General features: G+C 75.9%; 14 protein-coding genes. 8 read left to right on the top strand and 6 right to left on the bottom strand.

Translation table 11 applies throughout. The features are described from left to right. Complete coding sequence (locus BLR12_RS11460) at positions 1–1554, top strand: chemotaxis protein CheW (RefSeq protein ID WP_255363435.1); 1554 nt, start codon at positions 1–3, stop codon at positions 1552–1554. 103 nt (positions 1555–1657) lie between these two features. Here the strand turns inward: BLR12_RS11460 and BLR12_RS11455 are convergent, their stop codons facing one another. Continuing rightward, entirely contained in the window at positions 1658–2836 is a 1179-nt protein-coding gene (locus tag BLR12_RS11455; RefSeq protein ID WP_091377733.1) for a glucose-1-phosphate adenylyltransferase family protein, read from the bottom strand. A gap of 339 nt (positions 2837–3175) precedes the next feature. On the opposite strand from BLR12_RS11455, the gene BLR12_RS11445 reads away from it, so the two are divergent. The 6 genes from BLR12_RS11445 to BLR12_RS11420 are packed head-to-tail and all read left to right on the top strand — an operon-like array spanning position 3176 to position 6916. After that, complete coding sequence (locus tag BLR12_RS11445; RefSeq protein WP_091377729.1) at positions 3176–4303, top strand: protein-glutamate methylesterase/protein-glutamine glutaminase; 1128 nt, start codon at positions 3176–3178, stop codon at positions 4301–4303. Further along, positions 4300–5124, top strand: coding sequence for a CheR family methyltransferase (locus BLR12_RS11440; RefSeq protein WP_091377727.1), 825 nt, complete (start codon positions 4300–4302; stop codon positions 5122–5124). Before BLR12_RS11445 ends, BLR12_RS11440 begins: the two co-directional genes overlap by 4 nt. A 1-nt stretch (position 5125) precedes the next feature. Continuing rightward, complete coding sequence (locus tag BLR12_RS11435; protein ID WP_091377725.1) at positions 5126–5509, top strand: response regulator; 384 nt, start codon at positions 5126–5128, stop codon at positions 5507–5509. Then, a complete protein-coding gene (locus BLR12_RS11430) occupies positions 5506–6060 on the top strand; it encodes a chemotaxis protein CheX (protein ID WP_091377723.1) in 555 nt (184 codons plus the stop codon). The genes BLR12_RS11435 and BLR12_RS11430 overlap by 4 nt, the downstream gene beginning before the upstream one ends. Next, positions 6057–6419, top strand: coding sequence for a response regulator (locus tag BLR12_RS11425; RefSeq protein ID WP_091377722.1), 363 nt, complete (start codon positions 6057–6059; stop codon positions 6417–6419). The genes BLR12_RS11430 and BLR12_RS11425 overlap by 4 nt, the downstream gene beginning before the upstream one ends. Then, entirely contained in the window at positions 6416–6916 is a 501-nt protein-coding gene (locus BLR12_RS11420; protein WP_091377720.1) for a hypothetical protein, read from the top strand. The genes BLR12_RS11425 and BLR12_RS11420 overlap by 4 nt, the downstream gene beginning before the upstream one ends. Before the next feature lie 229 nt (positions 6917–7145). Here the strand turns inward: BLR12_RS11420 and BLR12_RS11415 are convergent, their stop codons facing one another. From BLR12_RS11415 to BLR12_RS11405, 3 genes are all read right to left on the bottom strand, one after another. Further along, on the bottom strand, positions 7146–7604 hold the full coding sequence (locus BLR12_RS11415; protein WP_091377718.1) for an ATP-binding protein: 459 nt from the start codon (positions 7602–7604) through the stop codon (positions 7146–7148). 120 nt (positions 7605–7724) lie between these two features. Next, positions 7725–9374: a SpoIIE family protein phosphatase gene (locus BLR12_RS11410; protein ID WP_091377716.1), complete on the bottom strand. Its 1650-nt coding sequence runs from the start codon at positions 9372–9374 to the stop codon at positions 7725–7727. 160 nt (positions 9375–9534) lie between these two features. Further along, positions 9535–10461 carry an alpha/beta fold hydrolase gene (locus BLR12_RS11405; RefSeq protein WP_091377714.1) on the bottom strand — a complete coding sequence of 309 codons (927 nt, stop codon included), beginning with the start codon at positions 10459–10461 and terminating at the stop codon, positions 9535–9537. A 142-nt stretch (positions 10462–10603) separates the two neighbouring features. Between BLR12_RS11405 and BLR12_RS11400 the strand changes: the two genes are divergently transcribed. Further along, positions 10604–11419, top strand: coding sequence for an alpha/beta fold hydrolase (locus BLR12_RS11400; protein WP_176832467.1), 816 nt, complete (start codon positions 10604–10606; stop codon positions 11417–11419). A gap of 33 nt (positions 11420–11452) precedes the next feature. On the opposite strand, the gene BLR12_RS11395 is transcribed toward BLR12_RS11400, so the two are convergent. Continuing rightward, positions 11453–12637: an ATP-binding protein gene (locus BLR12_RS11395; protein ID WP_091378504.1), complete on the bottom strand. Its 1185-nt coding sequence runs from the start codon at positions 12635–12637 to the stop codon at positions 11453–11455. A 54-nt stretch (positions 12638–12691) separates the two neighbouring features. Continuing rightward, the gene (locus BLR12_RS11390) at positions 12692–13291 is read right to left on the bottom strand and encodes a TetR family transcriptional regulator C-terminal domain-containing protein (protein WP_091377712.1); all 600 of its coding nucleotides are present in this window, start codon (positions 13289–13291) and stop codon (positions 12692–12694) included. Positions 13292–13309 lie beyond the last annotated feature (18 nt).

Genomic DNA, 13309 nt, shown 5'->3' with positions numbered 1-13309 from the left:
GTGGTGTCCCCCGCGACCTCCCCCGCCCCGGCCACCGGCACGCCGGCGGCGCCCACGGGAGCCGACGCCGTCTTCGGCCTGCTCCGGCTGGCCGACATGGACGTCGCCGTCCCGCTGGCCTCGCTGCGCGAGGTGGTGCCGTGCCCGGCGCGGCTGGCCGGCCTGCCGGCGGCCGCCGACGGCCTGCTCGGGGCGATGCCGCTGCGGACGCTGGTGCTCCCGGTGCTCGACCTGCGGCCGCTCATCGGCCGGCCGGCGGACCGGGGCCCGGACCAGGTCACCGTCGTGGTGGCGCACGGCGGCTCGGCGCTGGGCCTGCTCGTCGACGAGGTGCGGGGCATGGTGCGGGTGCGGGAGGCGGCGCTGGTCCCGGTCACCGCCACCGCGGGTGAGCTGCTGTTCGCCTCCGCGTTCCTCCACCCGGAGACCGGCTGCCCGGTCAGCGTGCTCGACGCGGCGGCGGTCCTCGGCCGGCCGGGGGTCCCCGTCGTCCGCGACCTGACGCGGGCCGCGGCTCCGCTCGACGAGCCGGGCGACGGCACCGGCGCGCCCGTGCGGCGCCTGGTCACCGTCCGCTGCGGCGAGTCGGTCCTCGCTCTCGACGTGGCCGCCGTGCACACCACGCTGCCCGGTCTCACGCCGCGCCCGTCGGTGCTGACCGGGCCGCTGTGCCGCGGCGTCGTCGACTTCGCCGGTTCCGAGGTGCCCGTCGTCGACCCGCTCGCCCTGCTGGGCCTGGGCCGGATGCCCGACGGCGACGCGGGGGCCGGTCTCGTGCTCGACCTGGGGCACGGGTACGTCGTGCTCGCCCTCGACGAGCTGCTGGACCTGCTGGAGGTCCCCGCCGCCGGTGTGCTGCCCTTCCCACCGGCGGCGACCCGCCGGCCGGACCTGCTGACCGGGACGGTGCAGCCCGGCGGGGCGGCGGCCTGCCTGGTCCTCGACGGGACGGCGCTGATGGCCGAGCCCGACCTGGTCAGCCTCGCCACGGTCAACACGCGGAGCGACGCGGCCGACCCGGCGGTGCCCACGCCGCGTTCCGGCACCGAGGACGCGGTCGACGGCGCCGGCCGTCCCTACCTGCTGCACTCGGCCGGCGTGGACGTCGCCACGCCGCTGGACCAGGTCGGCGAGATCCTGCCGTTCCCCTCCGACCTGCTCCCGGCCGACGTCGGGGGTGCCGTCCTGGGCGTGGCCTTGCACCGGGACGCCGCGGTGCCGGTGGTCGACCTGGCCACCGTGCTGGGGCGGTCCCCGGCCGGCGGGTCGGTGACCTCCTGCCTGCTGCTCGTCGAGGTCGACGGTGCCCGGGTCGCCTTCGCGATCGGTGCGCTGCGCGGCATCGAGCCGCTCACCTGGCGCGACCCGGAGCAGGCGCGCCGGGGCCCGGCCGGTGCCGGGCCGCGGGTGCTCCAGAGGGCACCGCTCGTGCAGCTGGGGTCCGAGGCCCGGCTGCTGCCCGACATCGACCTGCGGGCCCTGGCCCGCGAGTTCTCCGGGACGGGTGAGCCACGGCTGGAGGAACTGCGCGAGGTCGTCCTCACCGGCTGCTGACCCGCTGGCGGCGGTTCCCGCGCAACTGCGGTGTAGTCGGGGCCAGGGCGCTGGAGGAGAGCCCGACTTCCCGGCAGTCGGCGCTGCCGGCCGTCGGGCTCCTTCAGTCCTCGGGGTCGGGGAAGCGGGCGCCGGCGGGGAGCTCGCTGCCGGCCGGCACCTCCGCACGGCGGCCGACCAGGCTGACTCCCTCGTCCCCACCCACCGTGGCCCGCTCGCCGACCACCACGCCGTCGTCGAGCACCGCGCGGGTCACCGTGGCCCCGGTCCGGACGCGGGCGCCGGGCAGCAGCACCGAGTCGACGACGGTCGCCCCGGCCTCCACGACGACGCCGGGGGAGAGCACCGAGCCGATCACCCGGCCGCCCACGCGGGTGCCGCCGGACACCAGGCTGTCCTCCACCTCCGCGCCGCGCAGGATCCGGGCGGCGCTGCGCCGCCCGCCGCGGGTGTGCACGGCCCAGTCCGGGTCGTCGAGGTCCAGCGGCGGCTGGGGGGAGCGGAACTCGTGGTGGGCCTGCCAGTAGGACTCCACGGTGCCCACGTCGCGCCAGTAGCCGTCGAACCGGTACGCGCGGGCCGCGCCGTCGCGGGTCTGCGCCGGGAGCAGGTGGGTGCCGAGGTCCTCCAGGCCCTCCTCGCCGTGTTCGTCCTGCAGTGCCTCCAGCCGGTCCAGCGTCGGGCCGGGGGAGAAGACGAACACCTCGTTGGTCGCGGTGGTGCTGCGCGGCTCGTCGGGCTTGTAGGCGTAGTCGGTGATCCGGCCGTCCTCCCCGACCTCGACGATGCCGTAGCGCGAGGCGTCGTCCGCGGCGACCTCGGTGGTGACCATCGTGACCTCCGCGCCCGAGCCCAGGTGCGCGTCGACGACCTCGCGGTAGTCCAGCTTGTAGACGGCGTCGGCGCTCACCACCACCACCGCGTCGGCGGCGAAGTCGCGGACCAGCGGCGCGTACCGCCACAGCGAGTTCGCCGTGCCGGTGTTCCAGCCAGCCCGGTCGGTGCCCTGGTAGGGCGGCAGCACCATCAGCCCGCCGTCGGTGCGGTCGAGGTCCCACGGCCGGCCGTTGGCCAGGTGCTGGGACAGCGACGCCGGGTGGAACTGCACCGACACCCAGACGTCGGGCAGTTGCGAGTGCTCGCAGTTGCTCAGCGGGAAGTCGATCAGCCGGTACACCCCGGCGAAGGGGACGGCGGGCTTCGCGCGCTGCTCGGTCAGCAGCTGCAGGCGTCCACCGGCGCCGCCGGCCAGGACGAGGACGAGGACGCGGGGGAGGGCCATGACCTCGACCTACCCGGGCCGGCGCCCTTCACCCCCGGCGCTGGAGCACGTGTCCCGCCACGGTCACCCGCCGTTGCCCTGGAACGTGTCGACAAAGGGCGCGGAATGGTCGGTGACCGCATTCATGATCACCGGAGAAATGTCGCGCACGATGTTCCCGATCGGCTCAAGGAGAACGGGGGAGCGGCCGACAACACCCGTGACAGGCACCGACAGCAAGCGGACGCCGCAACCCGGCGGACCGCCGGCTGCGCCCCGCTCCCGGCCCCCCGGGCGGCTGCCGACGCACAGCGCCAGCTCGCACCTGGCCGGCACCCCGCACGGGGAGACGGAGGACGCATGGACCCGATCCGGGTGTTGGTCGTCGACGACTCGGTGGTCGTCCGCAAGATCGTGACCGACGTCCTCTCCGAGGACCCGGCCATCGAGGTGGTCGGTACCGCGGTGAACGGCCGCATCGCCGTCGGGAAGCTCGAGGCGCTGAAGCCCGACCTGATCACGATGGACATCGAGATGCCGGAGATGAACGGCATCGAGGCGGTCCGCGCCATCCGCGCCGGCACCGGCGGCCGGATGCGCAGCCGCGTGCCGATCATCATGTTCAGCACGCTGACCGAGCGGGGCGCGTCGGCCACCCTCGACGCGCTGTCCGCCGGCGCCAACGACTACGTCACCAAGCCGGCCAACGTCGGCAGCGTCGCGCAGTCGATGGAGAGCGTGCGCCAGCAGCTCATCCCCAAGATCAAGGCCCTCACCGGGCGCCCGCTGACCGCCGGCCCGGTCGCCGCCGCGCCCGCGCCCGTGGCCGCCGCGGTCCGCCCGCCCGCGCCCCGCACCGGTCCGGTCAAGCAGCCCGCCGTCCTGGTGATCGGCTCCTCCACCGGCGGCCCGGAGGCGCTGGCCAAGGTGCTGCCGGTGCTGCCGGCGTCCCTGCCGGTCCCGGTGCTGATCGTGCAGCACATGCCGCCGGTGTTCACCCGCCAGTTCGCCCAGCGGCTGGACCGGCTGTGCGCCCTGCGGGTCGTCGAGGCCGTCGACGGCACCCCGCTGGCGCCCGGCACGGTGCACCTCGCCCCCGGCGACCACCACCTGACCATCCGCAAGACCGGGCGCGGCCTGCAGACCGCGCTCGACCAGGCCCCGCCGGAGAACTTCTGCCGTCCCGCCGTCGACCCGCTGTTCCGCTCCGCGGTCGCGGCCTTCGACGGCGCCGTCCTGGGCCTCGTGCTGACCGGCATGGGCTCCGACGGCCGCATCGGCGCCGGGCGCATCCGCGAGACCGGGGGCGCCGTCGTCGTGCAGGACCAGGCGACCTCCGTCGTCTGGGGCATGCCCGGCGCCGTCGCCTCCGCCGGCTTCGCCGACGAGGTGCTGCCCCTCGACCGGGTCGCCGAGACCGTCCTGCGACGGCTCACCGGCCCCCGCACCCCCGCCCCCGTCCCTGCCAGCGCCGGAGGACGGCGATGACCCTCACCACCACCAGCTTCGACTGGGTCCGCCAACTGGTGCACCGGGAGAGCGCGATCGTGCTCGCCCCCGGCAAGGAGTACCTGGTGGAGGCCCGGCTGCTGCCCATCGCCCGCTCCATGGGCCTGCCCGACGTCGGCCAGCTCGTCGACTCGGTGCGCAGCCGGCCCAGCCCGGAGAACACCCGGAAGATCGTCGAGGCGCTCACCACGAACGAGACCTCGTGGTTCCGGGACGGCGACCCGTTCACCGCCCTGACCTCGACGGTGCTGCCCTCGCTGCTGGGTGCCCGCGGCCCCGTCGACCGGCTGCAGATCTGGTCGGCGGCCTGCTCCAGCGGGCAGGAGCCGTACACGATCGCGATGCTGCTCGAGGACGCGATGCCCAATGCCGCGACCCGGGTGTCCATCACCGCGACCGACCTCTCCCGCGAGATGGTCGAGCGCACCCGGGCCGGGAAGTTCAGCCAGCTCGAGGTCAACCGCGGGCTCCCCGCGCCGATGCTGGTGCGGCACTTCACCCGGGCGGGCAACGAGTGGCAGGTCTCCCCGGGGCTGCGCCGGATGGTGACCGCCAGCGAGTGCAACCTCGCCGCCCCGCTGCCGCGGATGGGCCCGTTCGACGTGGTCTACCTGCGCAACGTCCTCATCTACTTCGACCTGCCGACCAAGCAGGCGATCCTCCGCCGGGTGCGCACGCTGATGCGGCCCGACGGGTGGCTCTTCCTCGGCGCCGCGGAGACGACCCTCGGCGTCGACGACTCCTGGGAGCGGGTCGTCATCGGCCGCAGCTCCGCCTACCGCCCGCTGAAGGGGGCCTGACGTGCGTGCCTTGGTGATCGACGACTCACGCGCCATGCGGCGCATCGTGAGCGCAGCCCTGGAGGGGTTCGGCTACGAGACCCGCCAGGCCGCCCACGGCCAGGAGGCGCTCGACGTGCTCCACGAGGGCTACCTGCCGGACCTGTGCACCATCGACTGGAACATGCCGGTCATGGACGGGCTGCAGTTCGTCGCCGCCGTCCGGTCCAACCCGGCCTGGCGGGCCCTCACGCTGATGATGGTGACCTCGGAGAGCGAGCAGAGCCAGATCGTCCGCGCGCTGGCCGCGGGGGCGCACGAGTACGTCATCAAGCCGTTCACCGCCGACGCGCTGCGCGACAAGCTGGCGCTGCTCGGCCTGCTCCCCGAGGAGGTCGTCCTGTGACGACGCTGGACACCGGTGAGCGTCGGCGCAGCGCCGACGCCCGCCCGTTGATCACCGCGCTGATCGACGCGGCCACGGTCGAGGCGATCGCCGGCGAGGCGTGGATCGCCCTGGTGGGCGAGGACGAGGTGCTCGTCCCGGTCCCCGCCGAGCTGCCCGCCGACACCCTGTCCGCCTGGGTCGACGTCGTCGGCCCCTGGACCGGCACCGTCGTCCTGACCACCGGCCGGCAGACCGCCGCCGACCTGACCCGGGCCCTGCTCGGCGACGCCGCTCCCGAGATGCTCGACCACGAGGACGTCGCCGACGCCTTCGGTGAGATCGCCAACGTCGTGGGCGGCAACGTCAAGGCCGCCCTGCGCGGCTCCTCGGCACTGAGCCTGCCGGGCGTCGGCGAGGCCCCCGCCGTCCGCAACCCGGACGACGTGTGCCGCCTCGAGGTCCTGTGGCGCGGCCAGCCGCTGGTCGTGTCGGTGCAGGGTGCCCTCCCGGCCCTGCCCGTCCCCCACCCCCCGCACGAGAACCCGCACCCGAACGGAGCGTCCCTGTGAAGATCCTCGTCGCCGACGACAGCCGCGTCATGCGGCAGATCGTCATCCGCACCCTGCGCCAGGCCGGCTACGACGACCACGACATCGTCGAGGCCGAGGACGGCCGCGACGCCTACGACAAGGTCCAGGCGGAGAAGCCGGACCTGGTCCTGTCCGACTGGAACATGCCGAACATGACCGGGCTGGAGTGCCTGCAGGCGCTGCGCTCGGCGGGGTCGGCCGTGCCGTTCGGCTTCGTCACCTCGGAGGGGTCGGCGGACATGCGGGAGAAGGCCGCCGACGCCGGCGCGCTGTTCCTCATCGCCAAGCCGTTCACCGAGGAGACCTTCCGCGAGAACCTGGACGGGGTGATCGCATGAGCGCGCCGCTGACGGTGGTCCTGCCGGACGCCAAGGCCGTCAAGGACATGCTCACCGGCCTGGTGGGCAAGCCGGTCGGCGTGACGCCGGGTGCCCCGGTCACCCCGACGCCGAAGTCGCCGGTGTCGGTGGCCGTGTACGTGGACCCGTCGATGAGCGTCAACGCGCTGTGCGTCATGGACCTCGGCGCGTCGGCCTACACCGGCGCCGCCCTCGCGCTGCTGCCCCCCGGCGGCGCGCAGGACGCCGTCGAGGAGGACGGCGAGCTGACCTCGATGCTCACCGAGGCGCTGCACGAGGTCGTGAACGTGCTCTCGGCGCTGTTCAACGTCCCGGGTGCCCCGCACTCCAAGCTCTACAAGCTCTACGCCCCGGGGGACGACCTGCCCGGCGACATCGCCGGCTCGCTGGCGGACTTCAACCGCCTCGACCTGGCGATCGACGTCCCCGGCTACGGCAAGGGCGCCCTCTCGCTGGTCATCCCCTCGATGGCCTGACCCGATCGCCTTTCGCGCGCGAGAGGCACCGGACGCCCCGGGACGGCGCGGGAATCCACACCCCGCCGTCCCGGGCGCACGACCACGACGGCCCCGGGGCTCTCCGCCCCGGGGCCGTCGTCGTGCCCGGCCCCCTGCAGGGAGGAGGACCCCGTCCTCCTCACCGCTCGCACGCTCGCGGCGAGCCTCGGGACGGGGCCGGCGAGTGGCGGGGGGCAGGGGGTCTCTCTCAGCAGACCGCGGTCACGGGCTCCTCGGTGCTCGTGGGCAGGCAGGCCCAGACGTGCTTGCAGCCGTCGTCGACGTACCAGCCGTGGGCCACCGCCAGCCGGGCGACCAGGTACAGCCCCATCCCGCCCTGGGACGGGTCGCGGTCCACCGCGGGGTTCGGCATGGTGTCCGGGTCGTGGTCGCTGACGTCGAGCAGCCAGCCGCCGCTGCCGGCGATCACGGTGGCGACGACGGGGGACAGCCCGTGCCGCAACGCGTTGGAGGCGAGCTCGTCGAAGGCGAGGATCAGCCGCTCGGCCGCGGTGTCGTCGTCGTCCCGGGGGAAGCCGACCCCGTCGAGCCGGGCCCGCAGCACCGACCGTGCCGCGGGCAGCTCAGCGACGGCCTGGAGGTCCCAGCGCCACACCTCGCCCCGACCGTCGGGCAGCGGGCGAAGCGGCCACGCGAGTCGACCCACAGCCCTCTCCCCGTCCGTCGCGGTCTCGGATGTGTACGGGGGTTCCCCGGCGGCCGTGCGCTCAACCGCGCACTGGCGGTTTCCGACCCCAGGGAGTGACGCGTCTCTCGTCGCCGCTGGTCAGCTCCGCGCGTGCACGGAGATGGCGACCAGGGCCACGTCGTCCCCCGGCGTGGCGGGGAGCATCCGGGCGAGCAGCTCGTCGGCCATCTCCTCCAGCGGGCGGTCCGCCAGCGCGGCCAGGTGCCGCCGCAACCGGGCCACGCCGGTGTCGACGTCGCAGCCCCGCCGCTCCACCAGCCCGTCGGTGTAGAGCAGCACGACCGCGCCGGGCGGCAGCGGCACGGTGGCCTCCCGCCGCACCGCGGCCGGGTCGACGCCCAGCAGCAGGTCGCCCAGCCCGTCGGCCAGCACGGCCACCGTGCCGTCGGGGTGGGCGACCAGGGGCGGGGGGTGCCCGGCGCTGGCCCAGCGCAGCAGCCGCCCGCCGTCCTCGAGCCGCGCGATCGCCGCGGTGGCCAGCGTGCCCGTGTGCATCGCGGCCATCGCGGCGTCCAGGCCGCGCAGCACCTCGGCCGGCCCCGCGCCGCTGTAGTGGGCGATGCCCCGCAGCAGGCCGCGCAGCTGCCCCATCTCCGCGGCCGCGGCGGTGTCGTGGCCGGCGACGTCGCCGATGACCACGACCGGGTCGCCGCCGGGGTGCAGGAAGGCGTCGTACCAGTCGCCGCCGACGCGGGCGGCCTCTGCCGCGGGCACGTACCGGACCACCACCTGGGCGCCGGCGATGGTGGGCGGGTCGGTGAGCAGGCTGCGCTGCAGACCCTCTGCGAGCTTGGCCTGCTGGCTCTGCCGGTGCACCCGGTCGACCGCGCGCCCGGCCTGCGCGGCGACCTCCCGGGCGGCGGCCAGGTCGTCGTCGTCCAGGGTGCGGCCGGGGTCGAGGTACAGGGTGAGGACGCCGACGGTGCGGCCGTCGGCGGCCAGCGGCAGGACGACGGCGGTCGCCGGGCCCAGGGTCGCCAGCAGGTCGCGGGCCGGCCCCTCGGGCATGAGCGCGAGGACGGCGTCCACCGCCTCCCGCGCCTCGCTGCCGGCGCGCAGCGCCCGGGCGACCGGCGAGGCCGCGGGCAGCGTGTCCAGCCGCACCTGGGCGTAGCGGTCCAGCAGCGGGCGGCGGGTGGGGTCGGCGTGCCAGGAGCCCACGTCGCGGGCGCGGCCCTCGCGGTCGACGACGGTGACCACGCAGCCGTCGGTGAGCGCCGGGACGACCAGGCGCGCCAGGCTGCCCAGCGCCGACTCGCTGTCCAGGGCCCCGGAGAGCTCGCCGGTGACCGCGGCCAGCAGCGCCGTGCGGGTGCCGGCCCGCTCGGCCGCGTGCCGGGCGGCCTCGGCCTCCTCCTGGGCCCGCCGGCGGGCGGTCACGTCGATGAAGGCGAACGCGGCGCCGTCGTCCACCGGCCAGGCGTGCAGCGCCGCCCAGCCCGGACCCCCGCCGGGCTCGGGCACCTCCACCGAGACCGGCGCCCCGGAGGCACGCGCCTCGGAGCAGGCCCGGGTGACGGCGTCGGCGGTGCCGCCGAGCACCTCGGTCACCGGCCGGCCGAGCGCGCCGGCGGCCGCGCGCCCGATCAGCCGCTCGGCCTCGGCGTTGACCAGGACCACCCGCCCGGCCCGGTCCAGGCAGCCCAGCACGGCCGGCATCCGGGCGACCAGCTCGTCGGCGAGGCCGGTGTCCCGGTGCGGCCGACGCGAGCCGTGTGCTGGGATCACGACGGAAGCCACCCCTCTCGGCGGGCTGCCCCCGGCCCCTCTGTCAGAGCGCACCTCCCCGCCGCCCCGCGGGCGGGAGGGTGCCCGGATGGTGGCAGCGCGCAGGCGGCCTGCCAAGGCGCACCGGCGTGGCGTGGACACCGCGGCCGCGCCGGCCGCCTCAGCCGCGCGCGGCGGCCTCGCGGACGGCGGCGGCGACCGCCTCGACCCCCTGGGAGGCCCACAGGACCGAGTAGTGGTTGGTGTCGGGCACCTCGCGGGCGGTGATCCCGCTCGGCTCCAGGCCCAGCTGCGCCAGCCGCACCTCGTCGTAGAGGCCCGGCGTCTGGTCGAGCAGCCCGCGGGTGGCCCACAGCAGGGTGGCCGGCACCGGCAGGTCGGTGGTCGCCTCGAGGACCCGCTCGTTGAGCAGGACGTCACCGCCGTCGACCCGGACCGCCTCGGGGACGCACGCGCTGCGCAGCGCCGGCGGCTCACCCACCATGTCGCGGGCCAGGTAGGCCGCCACGGAGGGGACGTCGACCCACGGCCCCACCGCGGGGTGCCCGGCCCAGAACGCCCGCACCGCGGCGAGGTCGGGGAAGGTCATGGACAGCCGGTCCAGCGACGGCCCGAGGACGGCGGACAGCATCGCGTCCACGTCGGCGCCCGGCGGCTGCGGGAAGGCCAGGCCGCCGTCGACCAGCACCAGGCCGTGCACCCGGTCGCGCGCGGTGCCCGCGGCGGCCAGCGCGGCGACGAAGGCGCCCATCGAGTGCCCGACCAGCACCGCGGCGTCGGCCCCGGCGTCGCCGTCGGCCCCGAGGTGGCCGAGCAGGGCGGCGACGTCGGCCGCGTGCCGCTCGATGCCGTAGGGCCCGGGGAGGCCGGCCGAGGCGCCCCGGCCGCGCAGGTCGGGGGCGACCACCTCGAACTCGCCGGCCAGCGCGCCGGCCACCCGCGCCCACGCCATGGCGTTCGCGGTGATGCCGTGCAGCAGGACGGCGATGGGTGCGCCGGGGGCGTCGGCCGGCCAGTGCAGCGCGGCGAGGTCGCCGCCCTCCACCGGGACGCTGATCAGCTCGGGGTCACGGGCGGGGTCGGTCACGGTGGTCAGCCTGCCTGGAGGGCGCCGCGGTCGCAGCCCGTGCGACGCGCACCACCGGCCTGGCCGCTGCGCGGACCGGTTCCGACGCGGGGTGCGCCGTCCTACCGTGGGGGTGCACGGGGGCCGGCCCTCGGAGGACCCCGTGCCCCGGACGACGCCGACGCTCCGCCACGACACCGTCACCCTCCCCGGGGGGCTGCGGTTGGACACCGTCGGGCAGGGCGACCCGGCGGGGACGCCGGTCGTCCTCGTCCACGGTTGGCCGGACTCGTGGTTCTCCTGGAGCCGCGTCCTCGCGCACCTGGACCCGCGGCTGCGCGCCGTCGCCTACAGCCAGCGCGGGTTCGGCGACTCCGACCACCCGCCGGCCGGCTACGGCCTCGACCGGTTCGCCGACGACCTCCTCTACCTCTGCGACGCCCTCGACCTGGAGCGGGCGCACCTGGTCGGCCACTCCTTCGGCAGCTTCGTCGTCCGCCGGGTGGCCGAGCAGCACCCGGACCGGGTCGACCGGTTGGTGCTCATCGGCTCGGCCGACCGGATGGGGGAGGAACTGGTCCAGGAGGTGCGGGCCGCGATCGCCGACCTGCCCGACGAGGTCCCCGACGACTTCGCCCGGGAGTTCGCCGCCGGCACGGTGCACCGGCCGGTGGCACCGGACTTCTTCGACGCGCTGGTCGCCGAGAGCCGCAAGGCGCCGGGGCGGGTCTACCGGGACTCCTGGGAGGGGCTGGTCCGCGTCGACGACCGCGACCGGCTGGGCGACGTCGCCGCACCCACGCTGCTGCTGTGGGGAGACCACGACGCCCTGTTCGACCGCGGCCAGCAGGACCGGCTGCTGGCCGCACTGCCGGACGCCGAGCTGCGGGTGTACGCCGGCACCGGCCACTGCCCGAACTGGGAGCGCCCGGACGACGTCGCGGCGGACGTGGACGCCTTCCTCCTGCCCCGCGGCTGACCCCGGCGAGATCACGCGATCTCGCCGGAAGGGCTAGTCGGGGTGGCTGAGCAGGTAGCGGCCGAAGTGCGGCACGGTGAAGGCGATCTGGCCGCGCTCGGCCGAGTACACGAGCCCCTTCTTGATCAGCGAGTCGCGCGCGGGGGACAGCGACGCCGGCTTGCGGCCCAGCGACACCGCGACCTCCGACGTCGCCACCGCGCTGCCGTTCGGCCCGCCCAGCTCGGCCATCGCGTGCATGTACTCCCGCTCGGCGGGCGTGGCCCGGTCGTAGCGCGAGCCGAAGAAGCCGACCGCGAGCTCGGCCTCGGCCACCGGCGCGGCCACGGCGACGTCCGCGGCGGTGATGGGGGAGGCGGCGGCGACGTCCCAGGTGACCTTGCCGTAGGCCTGCACGAAGTACGGGTAGCCGTCCGCGGCCGCGTACAGGGCGTCCAGGGCCGCGGGCTCGAAGGTGACCTCCTCCCGCTCGGCCGGCGCGAGCAGCGCCCGGTCGGCGGCCGGCCGGTCCAGCCGGTCGATGCGCAGGTAGCGGAACAGCCGCTCGGAGTAGCTCTTGGACGCCGACAGCACCGCCGGCAGGTGCGGCAGCCCGGCGCCGACGACGATCAGCGGCGCGCCCTGCTGCGACAGCTCGTGGCAGGCCGCGCAGATCGCCGAGACGTCGTCGGCCTGCACGTCCTGCATCTCGTCGATGAACAGCGCCACGCCCCTCCCGACGTCGGCGGCCAGCCCCGCGGCGTCGCTGAGCAGCTCGACCAGGTCGATCTCCATGTCACCGGAGTCCGCGCGCCCGCTGGACGCCGGGACGTCGATGCCCGGCTGCCAGCGGTCGCGCACCTTGCCGTCTGCCGTCTGCCGCAGCGCGAACGCCTTGAGCACCCCCAGGACGGCCTCCATCGACTCCTGGTCGGGGTGCCGCAGCTCGCGCAGCGCCATGTGCAGCGCGGAGGAGACCGGCCGGCGCAGCGACTGGTCCGGCCGCGCCTCGATCTTGCCGGTGCCCCAGCCACGGCCGATCGCCGCCGAGCGCAGCTGGTTGAGCAGCACCGTCTTGCCGACCCCGCGCAGCCCGGTGAGCACCAGCGAGCGCTCGGGGCGGCCGTGCGCGATGCGCTCCAGGACGACGTCGAACGCCGACAGCTCGTCGTCCCGGCCGGCCAGCTCGGGCGGGCGCTGGCCGGCGCCGGGCGCGTAGGGGTTCCGCACGGGGTCCACGTCGACCACCGTATGGGGTCGTCTAGCCCGAGCGGTAGACGTGGGTAGACCGACCTAGCGCGTGGCGCCCAGCGCGGCGAGGTGGGTGGCCAGCACCTCCCGCACGCGGTCGGGGGGCAGGACCGACGGTCGGGTCACCGCGTGCACCGCCAGCCCGTCGAGGACGGCGTACAGCCGCTCGCCCTCCAGGTCGACGTCCAGGTCGGGCCGGGCGGCGCCCTCGGCGACCAGCACCCGCACCACGTCGACGCAGAACGCGTGCAGCTCGGCGGAGGACCGGTCGCGCAGCCCGGCCAGCTGCGGGTCCACCAGGGCCCGGGCGGTGAGCGCCAGCCACACCTCGGTCTCGGCCCGCCGCTCCTCGTCCAGGGGGAGCGTCTCCTCCAGCACCCGCAGCAGCCGGGGGACGAGCGGCCCGCCGGCCGCGGCGGCCGCCTCGGCGCGGGTCCGCGCGCGCTCCATCACGAGGGTCATCGCGAAGTGCAGCAGCTCGTCCTGCGTGCCGAACCAGTGCCGGAGCGCGCCCATCGACGTGCCGGCCTCCCGGGCGACGGCCCGTACGGAGGCGGCCGCGACGCCGTCCCGGCGGATCACCCGCCAGACGGCCTCGGTCAGCTCCCTGCGCCGCTGGTCGGCGTCCACGATCCGGGGCACGGCCTTTTCTAGCACGAC

It is taken from the genome of Geodermatophilus sp. DSM 45219, from assembly GCF_900104025.1.
GTDB lineage: Bacteria > Actinomycetota > Actinomycetes > Mycobacteriales > Geodermatophilaceae > Geodermatophilus.
The sequence above is the reverse complement of the archived record's forward strand: the minus strand, read 5'-3'. Positions and strand labels throughout refer to the sequence as shown.